Source organism: Listeria cossartiae subsp. cossartiae (assembly GCF_014224155.1).
GTDB lineage: Bacteria > Bacillota > Bacilli > Lactobacillales > Listeriaceae > Listeria > Listeria cossartiae.
The window spans coordinates 802,295-820,957 of sequence record NZ_JAASUI010000001.1 but is presented as its reverse complement, the minus strand read 5'-3'; the positions used below and the strand labels follow the sequence as shown (position 1 = coordinate 820,957).

Below are 18,663 nucleotides of genomic sequence, written 5' to 3'. Positions count from 1 at the left end.
TTTCTTTACACCTATCTCTCGTTGATTTTATTTTCCTTACATTTCGTTTCAAAAACATTTTCCTCTATCGTAAAGCGAGGACGTTCTTTGACTTGTTTGAAGATTTTTCCAATGTATTCACCTAGTACACCTATACCAATTAATTGAATACCGCCAATTAACCATAGCGAAACAATTAAAGAAGTCCAACCAGGCACGACTGCACCAACAATTTTTTGAACGATGGCATAAATACCCATGACTACACCTATCATAAAAATAACGGATCCAAGAACTAATAATAATCGAATAGGCGCAACACTGAAAGAAGTAATCCCGTCAACAGCAAATAACACCATTTTCTTTAATGGATATTTGGATTCACCAGCAAATCGTTCATTTCTATTATAGAAGACTTTCGTTGATTTAAATCCTAATAACGGCACAATACCGCGGATAAACATATTTTCTTCTTTATAACGTAAAAATTCGGTCAATGCTCGTTTACTAAGTAATCGATAGTCCGCATGATTCGGAACCATATTAACCCCTAGTTTACTCATAATTCTATAGAAAGCTAACGCTGAATTTCGTTTAAAGTAAGTGTCTGTGTCTCGTTTGTCGCGTACACCATAAACAACATCAAAGCCTTCATGGTATTTTTCTATGAACTCAATAATTGCATTCACATCATCTTGTAAATCCGCATCAATAGATACCACACAATCAGAATATGCGTGTGCTTCCGTTAGTCCTGCAAGCAAAGCTCCTTGATGTCCGTAATTACGACTTAATTTTAATCCAGAAACATGTTCATTTGATTCTGAGTATTGTTGTATAAGTTCCCAAGTTCTATCTTTACTTCCATCATCTACGAACATAATCTGACTTTTGTCGCTGATTGATTCACTCATCACTAATTTTTGTATAATGTTTGTTAGTTGTGTCACGCTCTCACTTAGAACTTCCTCTTCATTATAACAAGGCACCACAACTGTTAAAAATGGTTTTTCCAATCTCACTACAACCCCTTACTGATATGCTATTCTATAAAATTCAGTATCTACAGCATATCTTATTTACAACAGTTTATCAACTATCTATGCAAAAAATTAGCCTTATAAATATGAAAAAATGAACAATAAAAATCCTTGTACTACTTTTTGAGACAAAAATGATTAATACAGCTATTTCTAATCCAAGCAAAATCTATTTTTTGATGCTAAAATAGCCATTTGTTTTATAGCAAGAAATAAAGCCACTAACTAATTTTTATAAGTATACAAGAGGCATTAATCTTTTGTTAATTTTTGTAGGGAAATTTATTATTATATGCTAAAATAAACATGATGATGATAATTAAACTTTAAGGAGATAAAGATGAAATATTTTATAAAGGAAATTCAGTTAACTGAATCTGAAACATGGGAAATATCTGGTTATGCTGATGGGAAAATAAACAGCATCCAAGCTTATTACAATGAACTACGCGAATATAAACATCCTGAGCAAAAGTTAAGCATTCCTTTTGAGCAAAACGGAAATTCATTTACTGCCGTTATTTCTATTACTGAACTTGCTAAGCTATCTCTTGCAGACCGAGAAACTGCCTGGAAGTTCAAAGTTAATGGTAATTACCCTTACACTCACTTGACTACAGATGGTCCAATTGTAAATAAACCGTTCCAGCCAACTAATTCTCTTTATCAATATCAGTTTGAATTCCCAGAAGGTGTGCTAACCTTAATTAGTAAACCAATGGATCTTTCCTCTTCATTAGAGAATTTTTCATTGAGTGAAGATACAATGGCCGGAAGTCTGAAAATCGATCCTTCCCTTACAAATGGTCTTTTTCAAGCAAAATTAGTTTTTAAACGCCGACCTAATGCTAGTTTTTATTTATTTCATGAACAAAAACAAGAATTCGATTTAGGTATAATAAATGATAATACAGTGGATTTCTCTATCCCTGTTAAAGAGTTGTCACCAAGTTTTCTAGTGGATGCTAATAATGTACTTGATGTTCTAATTGACATCTCGTCCACTGACATGAAAAAAAGTATCCCTACATTCTTATCCATTAACCCTGACATGAAATCCGCTATTCCAAAAGAAATAGAAATAGCTGCGCCTCTTTTTGCTTCTTTAAGATCGTATGTAACAGGATCTAATAGATTGTCATTTTATTTTAAAAAGAACTTGCAAGGGTTAGTTAGCTTACACCAACTTAGTGAAAGTAATAGTTCCATAACACTACAATTTAAATTAGAAAGACATTTTGCCGAGAGTCAACTTGTTGCTAAACGCCGCGACAAAAAAGCGAATACGTTTGAATATAATATTGAACAAGTTTGGCCACTAAAAAAAGGGTTATCGAAGTACTCCGTTCGTATTGATAAAAAAGATTTCTTAGCTGGCCCTGTAAATAAGGCGGATACTACTTGGGATTTCTATCTTCGCGGCCCCAATACGCCCGATTTACCTGTTTTAGCAAATGATACCATTGATTTTAGTTCATGCGATTACTTTGATATTGCAAACAAACAATTTAAAGCTAAAATGACTCGTAATGGTTTAAACAATTTATCTTGTTATACAATTGTTGCTCCTAAAATTAAACCAGATGTGACTAGAATTGCTGTTATGGGAACTTGTTTCAGTCGTAATGCTTTTAATTCATCCCCTTTCTTCAATCCAGATTATAAAGCATTTTTCGAATGTAGCTTTACACAATTCCACTCTTCTATCATTAGTGTGATGACGAAACCATATGCTGGAATTAACTTAAAGAAATACGATGATATGTCGGAAAATGAACGAACTACAGTAGCAGAAGATTGGAAAAAAGATTTTTTCACTAACTTAAGAAAATCTAATTCTGACTATTTCTTAATCGATTTATATCCTGATGTAATCCGACCGGTTATGTGGGTCGATAATGAAACAGCAGTCACAATGTCTTATGTAGTAGAACAAAGTCAATTGCTAAATGACTTACCTTTCGAAAGAATTTCAGATCATATTGATAACGAAGCTTTCTTTGAAGAATGGAAAGGCTATGCTGATTTATTTATCGAAAAGCTGACAGAAATTATTCCAGCAGATCGGATCATCTTAAACAAAGGCGGCTTTACAACTTCCTACTACGCAAAAAACCGAGCAGTTGTTGAGTACAAAAATAAAATGGCAATTGAAAGAAATAATTACTTTTGGGATCGTTTAAACAACTATTTCTTAATGAAACTCCCTGAAGCTCAAGTTATTGATTTTTCTAAGAAACCATATATCGGCGATTTCAACTATCCATTTGGTCATTCATTCTCTCATTTTGAATCTCCATACTACAAAGATTTCTTGAAAGAACTTATATACATTACAAAATCATAAATTTTAATAGAGCGGATTTCCCGCTCTATTTTTTTCTATCAAAAAACCGCCTCCATAATTGGAGGCGGTTTATTTTAATTATTTAACATTAGTAAAAGCACGTTTATCAATCCAGCCAATAACTTTTCCATTTAGACTCACTTGATAGTAAGTAGAACGAGAAGTTTTTGCTTCACGCACTAGCTGTACAGTTTTATTCGCATAAGTTGTTGCTTGTCCAATGTTTTTTGTACCGATGACTCTATACGGCTCTGTCCAGATACCATTACCTGGTGCATTGCTCAGTAGTCCAGTCATATTAATTGCCTTATTATACTCAATCGAATCATAAACATCAAAAGCTTTTTTATCTAACCAGCCAATGATTTTACCATCAACACTAAACTCATAGTATGTTCCTCTACTTGTTTGCGCTTCACGAGTTATTTTAGCTGTTTCACCTTCGTATGTCGCTGCTGAAGTAACTAGTTTAACACCCTTACTCTTATAAGGAGTTGTCCAAACTGCATTACCAGTTACGTTTTCAACGACAGCGTCTAAATTAACTGCTTTATTGTAAATAACATTGTCATATACTTCGAAAGCTTTTTGGTCTAGCCAACCGATTACTTTACCACCAGATTTAAATTGGTAGTACGTCCCTTTTGGCGTTTTTGCTTCACGTACAATTTCCACTTCTTTATTCAAGTAAGTTTCTGCTGGTCCGATTAATTTGGTGCCAGCTGTACGATATGGTTCTGTCCACACCGCATTACCGCTCACATTTCTTACTGCGGCATCTAATGCAACTGTTTTATTATATTCAGCTTGATCGTAAAGTGTAATCGCTTTTTGATCTAGCCAACCGATTGCTGTGCCATCAATGCTGATATTGTAATATGTGCCATGTTGTGTTTCTACTTGTTGGCTAATTTTTACATCTTTATTCGCATATTTAGTTGCTTGTGCTACAGAAGCGGTACCTTCCAATTTATATGCTTTTGTCCAGATACCATTTCCTACTGGATCAGTAATTTGTCCATCAAGATTTACATTTTTACTTGAAACGATTGAATCATATGGATAGATAGTAAGTGCTCTCTTATCAATCCAACCAATAGTTTTATTATTAATGCTAAATTGGTAATAGGTTCCTTTTGCTGTTTGTGCTTCACGTAACAGTTTAATTTCTTGTTGTGCATACGTTGTCGCATTTGTGACAAATTCTCTTCCATAAACATTGTATGGTTTAGACCAAATACCATTGCTTACAGGCGATGTGATTTTAGCACGCCCAACGTTTACATTATCGTAATTAACGCTATCGTAAATAGTTAGTGCTTTTGCATCCACCCAACCAATTACTCTACCATTGTATTTAAATTGATAGTACGTACCTCTTTTTGTTGTCGCAACCGACACTAAATCGATATCCTTATCAGCGTATGTGCTAGCTGGGCTTACAGATTGCACACCTTTCACTTTATACGGTAACGTCCAAACGCCATTTCCTGTTGGACTTGTAACAGTCGCTTTTCCAGAAGTGGATTTTTGAGTAAGAATTTTATCGTATAAAACATCATATTTGGCTAGATCATAGTTTTCAATAACTTGGATTAAACTAGCACCATATGTTGGAGAAGTTGCATATCCTGCTTTTTGAAGTTCCATGGCAGCTACTTTATAGTCCGTTGCATCGACTACTTTTTTATATAAGTTTTTGTTCCAAGAAGTTCCATTCACTAATAAAAGTGTATGGTCAGTTACCGATTCATTCCAACTAGGATACTTACGGAACTCAGCGTCAATTCTAATCCACTCACCGTTGACATATTCAGAAGTTGTCATGATAACAGATTGGCCGTTGTATTTCCCTTTGATACCAAATAAATTATAACCTTTTGTAGCAAGTCCACTTTTCCCCCAACCAGATTCTAAAATTGCTTGAGCTAAAGTTATACTAGACAAAAGATGATATTGTTCTTGAGATGCCTGTGCAGCAGGGGCTATTTTGTCGATGAACGCTTGTTGTGATGCTGTTGTAGCAGCTTCAGCGTCTTTTACGAAGGAATTTTTCCCAGTTAATGAATCTTGTAATTGTCCGCCAGCCGTTGTCAAACCGTACATTGGGACAACTAACATTGGAATCATTACAATTTTCATCCACTTTTTATTTATCATTATTCTCCAACCACTCCTTAAATTGTTTTACTGTCCTATATTTTACCAAACTTTATGCCATCGTAAGTTACAGATTCATTACAAAACCAAGGAAAAAGATTTTAATCAGGCATTTGTTAATTATTTAGACAAATTTTCTACATCATTTTACGCAAAAATGCTTTACTTCTTCAAATTCTGCATAAAAAAACTTTCAAAGACTAGCTAGCCTTTGAAAGTTTTTTATTACTTCAGTTTTAAATCTTTATGAGCCACATGAGCTACTTGTTCGATTTGGTTCGTGGATCCTTCACTAATTAGACCTTTAAAGGATTTCCCTGTCGCTACTAACGTCCCAAATAGCACAGTCAATGCAATTAGTATCGTTAAAAATATTTTATCAAACATGGTTAGCCGGTATTTATTGGCATTTGGGTTTGGATAAACCTTTTTCTGTGGTGCTTTTTGATATTCTTTATGTTCTTTTTGATATTTTTTCTTGTAATCATTTGGTTGTTTATTAAACCATTTGACGAACTCGTCGTATTTTTGAGCAACTTCTTGTGCTGTGCCCATTTCTCTTATTTCACCGTGGTGCATCCAAATAATTCGGTCACATAAGCTTTTTACTTGCCCAAGCGAGTGACTGACGAAGACAATAGTTTTCCCGCGAGCTTTAAATTCATTAATTTTAGCTACACATTTTTCATAAAAAGTCTGGTCACCTACAGATAATGCCTCATCGATGACTAAAATGTCTGGATTTGTGTGTACCGAAATCGCAAAACCTAAACGAGAACGCATCCCGCTTGAATAGTTTTTAATTGGTTGATTAATAAAATCACCAATATCAGCAAATTCGATAATACTTGGCATCAGTTTGTTAATTTGAGAACTTTTCATACCATGCATAAGTAATTTTAAGCGAATATTTTCATATCCTGTAAGCGGCCCTTTTAGACCTACTGCAATGGCGATTAAAGAAGTTTCTCCATTGATAATAACTTCCCCTTGTGTGGGAGGAATAACGCCTGACATAATACTCGATATCGTTGACTTACCTGAACCATTGATCCCAATAAGCCCTACTGTTTCACCATCATGAATATCAAAAGATACGTCTCGTAAAGCCCAAAAGGATTGCATTTTTTGACTTTTCGGCATAAACAAGCCTTTTATCTTATCGGATTTATTTTGATAGAGGTCATATTCCTTCGACACATGTTTAAATGATACTTTGATATTTTTACCCATCTGTCTAACCTCCTATAAATAATCCACGAAACGTTCGCGGAATTTCATGTGTAGTGTCGCACCAACGAACAGTAATGTCAGTGTGATTAACCAGAAATACATCGTGTATGATGGCGATTCCCAGAAGCCTCTATTCATTAAGAAAGTTTCTCTAAAACCATTAACAACATAGTAAATTGGGTTTAATTTGAGTAAATCTACTAGCCACTGCGGCAACATTGTTTCCAAATTCCAAACAATACCTGTTACGTAGAAAAGCACGCGCATAACAGACTGCAACATAATATAATAGTCTCTTACTAACACGCTGATTGTTGCGTTAAACAAGGTAACACTAAACAAAAACGCAATCATCGCTACAAAATAATACAAATATTGGCCCCAATAAATAGTAACCGGAGTCCCATTAATCGCAAGTAAACCGAGTAAAATTACCATCATCGTGAAGTAGCTTGTTAAATTAGAAACAATCGTGATGTTAGGTAAAATACTCATTGGAAAATTCATTTTTGAAACCATGCCTATTTTATTATAAATACTATTCGCACCTTGTAAAATAACCGCACTAATAAAGAACCAAGGAATAATTCCGGCTAGCATCCATTCAATATAACTTGCATCCGAGCCAGATTTTGCATTCATCCCAAATCCAAATACAAAGTAGTAAATAGCAATTTGAATTAATGGATTTAAAATCTGCCATGCTAGTCCTAAATAATGGCTTTGATATGTAGCCTTATCTTCATAGCGCGCAATGCGAAATATCATTGGTAAATTTTTAATTTGCTCTTTAATAACTTCCATAACCTGTTTCACAAAAACACTTCTTCCCGAAAAATAATATGGTTTTAAAAACCAGATTCAGCTCACTATTCTTTTATAGGCAACTCCTCCACTTAAAACCACGAACACCTTGTTTGTATTATTTGTCGTCTAAGTTGCCGTATTCTTGCTGTTTATGCATGATCTTCTAAGTGTAAATAGCTCTGCTTATTTGGTAAATTGCTTTACTAATACTGTTTAGTAAAAAATCCACCCTATGTTAAATTACCTTAAAAGTCATTTTTTGTAAAGCTTCATCTACAATTTTTGAGGAATTAGTTTCCAAGAACGGCTTGAATATCTGCTGCTCCTTCAAGTAGTCTTGGTCCTGGACGGCTTAATTTATTCGCATCCATTTCATAGATTTTATCGTTTTTAACAGCTGGGATATCTTTCCATGCCGCACGTTTTTGGATAGTTGCTTTTGCGTCAGGATATACAGATAAAATAATATCTGGTTTTAGTTCTACTACTTTTTCTTCATTGTAAGGAATAAAACCTGTTTCTGTAACGATATTCGTACCACCAGCAAGTTCTAACATTTCGTTCATAAATGTTCCTTTACCTGCTGTGTATAAATCAGGACTAATTTCAATCCAAACTTTTGGAGATGTTTTTAGTTCTTTTGCTTTCTTTTCAATGGCTGCTTTTTGTTCTTCCATTGAGTCTGTTACTTCTTTTGCTTCTTTTTCTTTTCCAGTCAATTCACCAACTGTTGCAATTGATTTTTCTGCTGCTTTTAAATCTGTTGCATCAGGAACGATAAATACGTTGATTCCTGCATCTTTTAATAATTGATATGCGTCTTTTTCTGTTGCAAGCATAGATTCGTGACCAAGAACTAAGTCTGGTTTAATCGCGATGATTTTTTCTGTATCAACACCTGTAGAAGTTACTTTTTCTACTTTTTGTGCTTCTTTTGGATAATCATCGTAAGCAGTAACGCCTTTTACTTTATCACCTAAACCTAATGCAAATAAAATTTCTGTATTACTCGGCATTAATGAAACGATTTTTGTTGGTGCTTCTTTTAATGTGATTGTTGCTCCAGTTGCGTCTTTTACTTCGATTTTCTCTGTTTTCTCTTCTGGTGCCTTTGTTTCAGTATTCCCGCAAGCAGTTAAGATAGCAAGTAATAAAACTACGGCAATTCCTTTAAACCATTTCATGTGTAAGTTCTCCTTTTTTTAGAAAAAACGGGTGTAAATATAGCGCTAAGTAATTCGAAAAGAAACGTCTTTTTGCTACGTTTAAACTTTCGATTTTTAAAGTTTGCTACTTTAAATTAGCGTCATATTCCCACCCGTTAATTAGTTATGTTTTTTTAAATTCTGTTTACTTCAATTAATAGATCACCTGATTCAATTGTATCGCCATCAGACACGTAAATGCTGCTGACTTCACCATCGAATGGCGCTTGAATCGTTGTTTCCATTTTCATTGCTTCTGTGATTAATAGTGGATCACCTTTTTTCACAGAGTCGCCTTTTTTCACGACTACTTGAATGACTGAACCTGTCATTGTTGCTCCAACGTGTTCAGGGTTCGTTGTGTCGATCTTACGGCGTGCAATAACGGTAGATTGAACGTTCATATCTTGGATGTTAATTTCACGAGGTTGTCCATTTAATTCAAAATAGATAACGCGTGTGCCATCCGCAATTGGTTCGCCGATTGAATTTAGTTTGATTAAAAGAATTTTTCCTTTTTCAAGTTCTACTTCAATGGTTTCACCTAAGCGCATACCTTTATAAAATGTCGGTGTGTCAAGGACTGTTACATCACCATATTTATTGATCATTTCTTGATAATCTAGGAACACTTTTGGATATAAAATGTAGGAAATGACATCTTTTTCTGTCGGTTCATAACCCATTTTTTCTTTTAATTCTGCTTTAACTTCAGCAAAATCAACTGGCTCCATTAAAGCGCCTGGACGATCTGTAAGTGGTGTGCGTCCTTTGAGTACTAGTTTTTGAAGTTTTTCTGGGAAGCCGCCGTACGGTTGACCAATTTCCCCCATAAAGAATTCGATAACGGAATCTGGGAAATCGATGGTATCTCCTTTTTCGTATACATCTTCTTCGGATAATTCATTTTGAACCATAAATAGTGCAAGGTCGCCAACAACTTTGGAAGAAGGTGTTACTTTTACGATATCACCAAACATTTTATTTACGACTGTATACATTTCTTTCACTTCGTCCCAACGATCGCCAAGTCCAACAGCAATGGCTTGTTGTTGAAGGTTCGTATATTGACCGCCTGGCATTTCGTGAATGTATACTTCTGTTTGTGGAGAGTTAAGTGCATTGTCAAAGTCTTTATAATAGTGACGAACATCTTCCCAGTAATGATTGATGATTTGGGAATTTTGCGCGTCTAAATTCGTTTGACGGTTACCATTCACTAATCCGTAATAAAGACCAGTCATACTTGGTTGGCTTGTAGCCCCACTCATCGCACTTGATGCCACGTCCACAATGTCAACGCCGGCACTGACTGCTGCAGCGTAAGTATAAATACCGTTACCACTTGTGTCATGTGTATGAAGGTGAATTGGAACATCTACGGTATCTTTTAATTCACCAATCAAACGGTATGCCGCTTGTGGTTTTAAAAGACCAGCCATATCTTTGATTCCTAGGATATGCGTACCTTGAGCAACGAGCTCTTTTGCCATATCTTTATAGTAATCAATCGTATATTTTGTTCTTGAGTCGTCATCGATATCTCCTGTATAGCAGATAGCAGCCTCTACGACCTTGCCTGCTTCACGAACAGCATCAATGGACACTTCCATACCTTTAATCCAGTTTAAGCTGTCAAACACGCGGAATACATCGACACCGGATTGTGCAGATTGCTTAACGAATTCACGGATAACGTTGTCAGGATAGTTTTTATATCCGACTGCATTAGCGCCGCGAAGTAACATTTGGAACATAACGTTTGGAATTTGTTTACGAAGCGTTTCTAGGCGCACCCAAGGATCTTCATTTAAGAAACGATAAGCCACGTCAAAAGTCGCGCCGCCCCACATCTCAAAGGAGAACATATTTGGTAATAAATGTGCCATTGAATCCGCTACTTGGAAAATATCTTTCGAGCGAACACGTGTCGCAAGTAACGATTGGTGCGCATCCCGAAGTGTTGTATCTGTTAAGAGTACTTCTTCTTGTTTTTTAACCCAGTCGACAACGCCTTCTGGACCTTTAGCATCCAAAATTTGTTTTGTTCCAGGAGCGATTTGCGAACCGTACGGAATTTTCGGCAAACGTGGCTCTGCATAAACAGGTTTGTCACGATGCTTGATTCCTGGGAAGCCATTGACTGTTACATTCCCGATATAACGTAACGTTTTCGTACCACGGTCACGGATATGTGGGAATTTGAATAGTTCTGGCGTTGTATCAATAAAGCTTGTATTGTAATTACCACTTGCGAAATCCGGATGACGAACAACATTCAATAAGAAAGGAATATTCGTTTTAACGCCACGGATACGGAATTCAATAAGGTTACGACGCATTTTGCGCGTTGCTTGCTCAAAGGTCATTCCCCAAGTACATAATTTTACAAGTAAGGAATCATAAAACGGTGTAACGACTGTTCCTTGGAAACCGTTACCAGCATCCAAACGAACACCAAATCCACCTGTGGAACGATACGTATCTACTCGACCAGTATCTGGCATAAAGTTATTAAGTGGATCTTCGGTTGTAATACGGCTTTGAATAGCAGAACCGTGAATATGGATATCTTCTTGCTTAGGAATAGCAACTAGTTGATCATGAAGCGCATAACCATCCGCAATGAATAATTGTGATTGAACGATATCAATCCCTGTAATCATTTCAGTAATTGTATGCTCTACTTGGACACGAGGATTTACTTCGATAAAGTAAAAATCATCGCCTTCAACTAAAAATTCTACTGTTCCAGCATTAATGTAATCAACGTTTTTCATTAATTTTACTGCAGCATCGCAAATACGGTTACGTAGTTCAGAAGTAATCGCATTACACGGAGCTACTTCTACTACTTTTTGATGACGACGTTGAATGGAACAATCACGCTCGAATAAATGAACGATGTTACCATGCGTATCACCAAGAATTTGTACTTCGATATGTTTCGGATTCATTACGCATTTTTCTACGTATACTTCATCGTTTCCGAATGCAGCTTTTGCTTCTGAGGATGCACGTTCAAAGCTTTCTTTAACATGTTCTTTTGATTCAACGACACGCATACCACGACCGCCGCCTCCAAGAGAAGCTTTAATCATTAATGGGTAACCGTTTTTCTCGCCGAACTCTTCTACTTCTTTAATGCCAGCAACCGGTCCATTACTTCCCGGAATTACTGGAATATCAGCTAATAGAGCTTGTTCTTTTGCTTTGATTTTGTCGCCAAACATATCTAGGTGTTTAGATTTAGGACCAACGAAAATAATGCCTTCTTGCTCACAACGACGAGCAAATTCAATGTTTTCGGACAAGAAACCATATCCCGGATGAATCGCGTCTGCACCAGATTCTTTAGCAATTTCGATTATGTTTTCGATATCTAGATACGCATCAATAGGCTTTTTCCCTGCTCCAACCAGATAAGCTTCATCTGATTTATACCGGTGAAAACTTCCAGTATCTTCTTGTGAATAAATAGCCACTGTTTTGATTTTGAGTTCAGTACATGCACGCATAACACGGATAGCAATCTCTCCGCGGTTTGCTACTAATACTTTTTTAATTCGATTCATTTTTTTCCTCCTAACCAACACTGATCTGTTCTATACTTGATACGTTGCCTAAACGGATGAAACGATTATGTAGACTTTAAAAGCAATCCCCTTTTTTTAGGCTGTAAAACGGTATATAAATTCAATTATAGTATTAAATACCATCAGATGTAAATTATTTTCTTTCTAAATATTTAAAACAATATCGAAAACACGAATAAACTGGCGGTAAAACGCCAAAAACATGCGGCTAAACAAAAAAAGAAAAAGCCACTTAACTCGCTTTTTCTTTCGTCATTTATCGTCTTCTTTGTCGCTTAGGTTGCTCTTGTTTGGAGCCATCTGATTTATAGACACGTTGATATTTAGTAAACATCGATATATTTGCTACAATACCAAGCATCATCGATAGTACCATTAAGGACGAACCACCATAACTAATAAACGGAAGCGTTACCCCCGTCAGCGGAATAAGCCCACTCGCGCCACCTAAATTAATAAACGCTTGAATCGCAATCAAACTGGCAATACCATAACACATTAATGAGGCAAATGGATCCTTCGCCCTGAGCCCAGTTGTGATTGTTTTAAAAATAATGAAGAACAGCGCCAAAATAATAAACATCACACCGAATACACCTAATTCTTCTGCCACGACAGCAATGATGAAATCGGTATGCGCTTCCGGTAAGTAACCTAGTTTTTGCACACTTTCCCCGAGGCCTTGCCCAGAAACGCCACCAGAACCAATCGCATAAAACGAATTAATCAACTGATGCCCTTCTTTATCGGCATATTCGAACGGATTCATAAAGGTTGTAATCCGAGCTACTTTTGTTGGAGAAACAATTTCATTTCTGATGTTGTCAGGTAATGCAAACAAAATGAGGCTGAGACCGACAATAATGCCTAGCCCTATCCCAATCAATTTCATAATTGTTCGGAGTCGCATTCCAGAAGCAATAATAATACAACAACCAACTAAGAAAATAATAAACGCCGTCCCTGTATCTGGTTGAATCGCAATTAAGAAACATACAAAGGCTAAAAAGAAAATTGGCGGCAAGACACCGCGGTTAAAATCATCTATATAACTTTGTTTCTTCGCATAAATGGCCGACATATAAATGATGACTGCTAATTTAGCAAATTCCCCTGGTTGCAGCGAACGAGGCCCTAGAACAAGCCAACTATTGGCATTATTTACAGTTTTACCAACTAAGAAAATAAGTAATAACACACCAATTGAACCAAATACAATTAACATTAACACTTTATTATTTTGATAAATTTTAAAAGGTAAAAGAGCGAAAAGAATAAAGAAAATAAAACTAACTATAAAGTTCTTTACTTGACGTGCATAAAAATAATCTGCTGGCAACCCTTTACCAATCGCTAAAGACCAGCTGGCACTATAAATCATAATCAAGCCAAATAAACATAGCACGACAAATAACGCAATAAAGGCATAATCATAAGATTTTAAAATTCGTTTAAACATCGGCATCTTCCAATCCCTGAGAAGTTACTATCCCATCTTGTTTTCTGTTCTTTCTATTATAAAGGAAAAGACCGGCAAATGAAAAGAAGAATCGCCTCCTTCTTTTGGCTCATTTTTTAGCCTTTTTCCTACCAAACAAAAAAAGATGTCAGAAAAAATCAGACATCTTTTCAATTAATTCATTATTTTTTACTCATGGACAGTTCATGTAAAGCGGACAATTCTTTTTCCAGCGTAGACATTAGTTTCTTGCCTTCTTCTGGTTCGATTAATCCTAGGCGGGTTGCAAAGTTGATTTCACGTGATAAACCATACATTTGTGTATCAAGAACTTCCTCATATGCTGGACATTGCGGTAATGTTAGATTATCCATTTGGACTTTAATCAACTGTAAGATGCGTTTTGCGTCTTGTTTTAAAAGCTCCACTGCCTCTTCTCTGTGATCTATCTTTTTGTTTGCCATCACAGAACCCCCTATCATACGCCAAAAATAGCGCTTTATTTTCATCTTAAGGAAAACCTTAAGTAAAAGTTAATACTAGATAATAATAGTATAGCATAATTTGTAAGCCACGCAAGCACGATTGAACTAAAATTTTTGAAAAATTCACTTTTACTCGCCTTTTTTGATAATCATGCTATAATACTTGTGTGAGGTGAAGATAAATTGAATGCAAAATGTATCTTATGCGAAAGTGTAGATGAGCTAGACAATCGCGAATTTAAAACGAAACAATTACGCAATAAACCTATTAGAATGTATTTATGTCCTGAATGTGAACATCGAGTAGCTATTAATACTATCAGTCGCGTTAATTCTGGCCATTTCAATTTTCATAAACCAGTAGTAATGTCGAATAGTGAGTTAAAGAATTTAATAGAAGGTAATGCAAAATAAAAAATCCGCCCATTCAACGGGCGGATTTTTTCTATTTTACTGGGAAGGTAACAACAACATCATCGCCTGCATTAGCTGCAGAAACGCTTGCATCAAATTTATCAGGGTTTGGAACGCCGATTTTTGAGTCAGCTGCTAAATCGTTGTATACATCTTCTGTCATTGTGAAAGTTAATAGTCCACGAGCTGTTTTTCCAGCGGTGAAAATGTTCGGATCAGCTTTACTTCCAATAAGATGGAAATTAGAAGGGACAAAATTATCTAGGCTTCCTCCAACGAATTCATTGGCGCCAACTAGTGTAATTTGGTCTGCTTTATACATTTTATCTTTGGAAGACGTATTTTTAATGGAGAGATCTAATGTGATAACATAGCCATTTTTGTTTGCTAAATAACTTTCTGGATTACTGGCACTAACGGATTTATTAGCTCCAACAACATGTTCTACTTTGTATTGATTAACTTCAATGGTTAAATACTCAAAGATTTTTTCGAATGAAGGAGAACTTGATAAATAAGTTGTTGTGACTGTACCACCTAGAACAGAAGATACATTGGATGTTTTGAATCCTGTGGCAGATAACGAGAAGGCTGGTGTCGATGTATCTGTCGAACTACCGTTGCTTTTTGCTGGTGCGTTTTTTTCTACATCTGAACTTCCTTTTGTGACTACGCCTTTATCATCTGTTACGGAATCTTTTGTTGGTTCGGTTTTCTTCGTGTCGGTTGTTTTCTTTGGTGTAGATGTGGTTTTTTTAGCTGTTGTTTTTGTTTCATTGTCTTTTGCAGAGTTTCCATTTGCATAAACGCCGACTACAACGCCTCCGATAAGAAGTACCACTAATACTGCGAGAATAATTATACGTTTTTTCATCATACTAACCACCTTTTCTACTTACTTCTAATATACCAAATAGCTGCTCATATTACAATAGTGTTACAAATACATTATTTTATTCCCTTTTCTAGCAAAATAAAGCATAAAAAAGCCAAATAGTTTTTAAAGGATACGGAAATCTCTTAAAAACTATCTGGCCTTATTTGTAAGTTACTTATTCAGCAGTTTTTGAACGTTTTGCTGCTTTTTCACGTTCGTTTTTGTTTAGAATTTTTTTACGTAAACGGATGGATTCTGGAGTTACTTCACAGTACTCATCTTCGTTTAGGAATTCTAATGATTCTTCTAGTGATAAGTGACGAGGTTTTTTGATTACGTTTGTTTGGTCTTTGTTTGCAGAACGAATGTTAGTCATTTGTTTTGCTTTAACAATGTTTACAGCGATATCGCCTTCACGATTGTTTTCCCCAACGATCATACCTTCGTAAATATCAGTACCTGGTTCTACGAAAATAGTACCACGGTCTTCTACTTGCATTGTTCCGTAAGTAGTAGATTTACCTGTTTCCATGGATACAAGAACACCACGGCTACGTCCGCCAACGCGTCCTTTTTGGATTGGTTGGTAGCTATCGAATGTATGGTTGATAATACCATAACCACGAGTCATTGAAAGGAAATCAGTTGTGTAACCGATTAAGCCACGAGCTGGAACCATGAATTGTAAACGAACTTGGCCGTTGCCGTCGTTAATCATGTTTTTCATTTCGCCTTTACGTTGGCTGATAGATTCAATTACAGAACCCATGAATTCTTCTGGAGTATCAATTTGAACGTCTTCTACTGGTTCACATTTCACGCCATCAATTTCGCGGATGATTACTTCTGGTTTAGAAACTTGTAGTTCGTAACCTTCACGACGCATTGTTTCAATTAGGATGGATAAATGAAGCTCACCACGACCTGAAACTACCCAAGCGTCTGGGGAAGCAGTTGGTTCTACGCGTAAGGATACGTCTGTTTGAAGTTCCGCAAGTAAGCGTTCTTCGATTTTACGGCTTGTTACGTGTTTACCTTCACGACCAGCGAAAGGACTGTTGTTTGTAACGAAAGTCATTTGTAGTGTAGGCTCATCGATACGTAATAATGGTAGTGCTTCTTGGTGGTCAAATGGTGTTACTGTTTCACCAACGAAGATGTCTTCCATTCCTGCTAGCGCTACTAAGTCACCAGCTTTTGCTTCTTTGATTTCTTCACGTTTTAGTCCGAAGAAACCGAACATTTTTGTTACACGGAATTGTTTTACTGTACCGTCTAGTTTAATTAAGGCAACTGTTTGTCCTACGTGCATTGTTCCGCGGAATACACGGCCAATACCGATACGACCAACATAGTCATTATAATCAAGTAATGAAACTTGGAATTGTAATGGTTCGTCGCTATTATCAACTGGAGCTGGAATATGTTCGATAATAGTGTCTAAAAGTGGTTTCATTGTTTCTTTTTGTTCTGCTGGATCGGAATCGTAGCTTGAAGTTCCGTTGATTGCAGAAGCATAAACAACTGGGAATTCTAATTGATCGTCGTTCGCACCAAGTTCGATGAATAATTCTAATACTTCATCAACAACTTCTTCTGGGCGAGCAAAGTCACGGTCAATTTTGTTTACTACAACGATTGGTGTTAGGTTTTGTTCTAGTGCTTTTTTTAGTACAAAACGTGTTTGAGGCATCGTACCTTCATACGCGTCCACTACTAAAAGAACACCGTCAACCATTTTCATGATACGTTCTACTTCTCCACCGAAATCGGCGTGTCCAGGTGTATCCATGATGTTTACACGTGTATCTTCATACTTAATCGCTGTATTTTTTGCTAAAATTGTAATACCGCGTTCTCTTTCTAAATCATTGTTGTCCATTGCGCGTTCTGCAACTGTTTCATTGTCGCGGAATGTGCCTGACTGGCGTAATAATTGGTCTACTAGTGTTGTTTTACCATGGTCAACGTGGGCAATAATTGCTACATTACGAATATCATTTCTTAAATTCAATCTTGTTTCCTCCTAAATTAAAAATCCAAACATTTATCGTGAAGATTAGCCAAAAGAAAGAGGAAAATAGATTTATTTTCCTCCGTCGCTATCGTCTCGTTTAAATCAACTTACCTATTATAGCATAGCTAAGCGCATTTGGCACGATTTTTATTTTCTGAAAATAACTTTTTTTATGTTGAGCGCTTTCTTTAAGGCAGGTAGTTATCTAATAAGGTTTGATGAATTTTGGGTGCAGCTACGATGGAACTTCCTTTTTCTAACATATTGATTTTTTCGCCATTAAGTCTCGTCACTTTTCCGCCTAATTCTTCGACGATAATTTTTCCAGCCGCAATATCCCACGGAGCTAGATTAGCTGAAAGATAGGCGCCCGCTCGTCCTGTCGCAACATCCATATATTCTAGTGAAGCCGCGCCGTGTAGACGTAAGCCGCGAGAAGCTTTGACCGCCTCCCACATCGTTGGGAATTTTCGCGTTACGCTCATATTAGCGATTAAAAGAGCATCTGCTAGGTCGACAGCCGGATCAATTTTAGGAATCGTTCTACCGTTTACTGTGGCCCCTTTTCCTTTTTCCCCGAAATATAGTTCGTCGCGCGATACATCATAAATATAAGCAAGCTGTCCTACCCCGTCTTCGTAAACGGCAAGGGAAATCGCAAAATCGCGCTGCTGTTCGACAAAATTAAGCGTTCCGTCAATCGGGTCTAGAATCCAAACAACGCCATTTAAATCCGTTACATCGACGGCCATTCCTTCTTCACCAAATAAACGATGATTTGGAAAATGTTCTTTAATTTGCTTAACAAAAAAAGCTTCTGTTTCTTTATCCATATTAGTTACTAAATCATTTCGGCCGGATTTTACATCAATATCTAATGTTTCTTTAAAAGATTGTTTGATTTTTGCTGCGGCTTCCATAATCCATAACCTTGCCAAATAATCTATTTTTTCGCTGTCCATGCATACACACCTCTTCGCACTCTTTTTGTTTATTTTATCACAAAAATGAATTATCTGAATAGAACAAGATTCTTTCACTTAG

General features: G+C 36.4%; 13 protein-coding genes. 2 read left to right on the top strand and 11 right to left on the bottom strand.

Annotated features, from left to right (window positions below; all coding sequences use genetic code 11):
- Positions 1-11: 11 nt before the first annotated feature.
- Positions 12-995, bottom strand: a complete 984-nt coding sequence (locus HCJ30_RS04220) for a glycosyltransferase family 2 protein (RefSeq protein WP_185391098.1) — start codon at positions 993-995, stop codon at positions 12-14.
- A 364-nt stretch (positions 996-1,359) separates the two neighbouring features.
- On the opposite strand from HCJ30_RS04220, the gene HCJ30_RS04215 reads away from it, so the two are divergent.
- Positions 1,360-3,366 carry a DUF6270 domain-containing protein gene (locus tag HCJ30_RS04215; protein WP_185391097.1) on the top strand — a complete coding sequence of 669 codons (2,007 nt, stop codon included), beginning with the start codon at positions 1,360-1,362 and terminating at the stop codon, positions 3,364-3,366.
- Positions 3,367-3,444: 78 nt separating this feature from the next.
- Here the strand turns inward: HCJ30_RS04215 and HCJ30_RS04210 are convergent, their stop codons facing one another.
- The 7 genes from HCJ30_RS04210 to HCJ30_RS04180 form a co-directional block, all read right to left on the bottom strand.
- Entirely contained in the window at positions 3,445-5,526 is a 2,082-nt protein-coding gene (locus HCJ30_RS04210) for a GW domain-containing glycosaminoglycan-binding protein (protein ID WP_185391096.1), read from the bottom strand.
- A gap of 225 nt (positions 5,527-5,751) precedes the next feature.
- A complete protein-coding gene (locus HCJ30_RS04205) occupies positions 5,752-6,759 on the bottom strand; it encodes an ABC transporter ATP-binding protein (RefSeq protein WP_185391095.1) in 1,008 nt (335 codons plus the stop codon).
- Positions 6,760-6,771: 12 nt separating this feature from the next.
- Entirely contained in the window at positions 6,772-7,575 is an 804-nt protein-coding gene (locus HCJ30_RS04200) for an ABC transporter permease (RefSeq protein ID WP_008947448.1), read from the bottom strand.
- Positions 7,576-7,856: 281 nt separating this feature from the next.
- Positions 7,857-8,750: an ABC transporter substrate-binding protein gene (locus HCJ30_RS04195; protein ID WP_008947447.1), complete on the bottom strand. Its 894-nt coding sequence runs from the start codon at positions 8,748-8,750 to the stop codon at positions 7,857-7,859.
- 155 nt (positions 8,751-8,905) lie between these two features.
- Positions 8,906-12,346 (bottom strand): pyruvate carboxylase, encoded by a 3,441-nt coding sequence (locus HCJ30_RS04190; protein WP_185391094.1) that lies wholly within the window; start codon positions 12,344-12,346, stop codon positions 8,906-8,908.
- Between the two features lie 277 nt (positions 12,347-12,623).
- On the bottom strand, positions 12,624-13,826 hold the full coding sequence (locus HCJ30_RS04185) for an FtsW/RodA/SpoVE family cell cycle protein (protein WP_185391093.1): 1,203 nt from the start codon (positions 13,824-13,826) through the stop codon (positions 12,624-12,626).
- A gap of 182 nt (positions 13,827-14,008) precedes the next feature.
- Complete coding sequence (locus tag HCJ30_RS04180) at positions 14,009-14,290, bottom strand: Fpa/YlaN family protein (protein ID WP_008947443.1); 282 nt, start codon at positions 14,288-14,290, stop codon at positions 14,009-14,011.
- 204 nt (positions 14,291-14,494) lie between these two features.
- Between HCJ30_RS04180 and HCJ30_RS04175 the strand changes: the two genes are divergently transcribed.
- Positions 14,495-14,725 (top strand): YlaI family protein, encoded by a 231-nt coding sequence (locus HCJ30_RS04175; protein WP_185391092.1) that lies wholly within the window; start codon positions 14,495-14,497, stop codon positions 14,723-14,725.
- Positions 14,726-14,756: 31 nt separating this feature from the next.
- Here HCJ30_RS04175 and HCJ30_RS04170 read toward each other — a convergent pair whose 3' ends face one another.
- The 3 genes from HCJ30_RS04170 to HCJ30_RS04160 form a co-directional block, all read right to left on the bottom strand.
- Complete coding sequence (locus tag HCJ30_RS04170) at positions 14,757-15,599, bottom strand: DUF5068 domain-containing protein (RefSeq protein WP_260444415.1); 843 nt, start codon at positions 15,597-15,599, stop codon at positions 14,757-14,759.
- Positions 15,600-15,777: 178 nt separating this feature from the next.
- Positions 15,778-17,616: a translational GTPase TypA gene (gene typA, locus HCJ30_RS04165; protein WP_185391090.1), complete on the bottom strand. Its 1,839-nt coding sequence runs from the start codon at positions 17,614-17,616 to the stop codon at positions 15,778-15,780.
- A 191-nt stretch (positions 17,617-17,807) separates the two neighbouring features.
- The gene (locus HCJ30_RS04160; RefSeq protein WP_185391089.1) at positions 17,808-18,581 is read right to left on the bottom strand and encodes an inositol monophosphatase family protein; all 774 of its coding nucleotides are present in this window, start codon (positions 18,579-18,581) and stop codon (positions 17,808-17,810) included.
- Between the last annotated feature and the right edge of the window lie 82 nt (positions 18,582-18,663).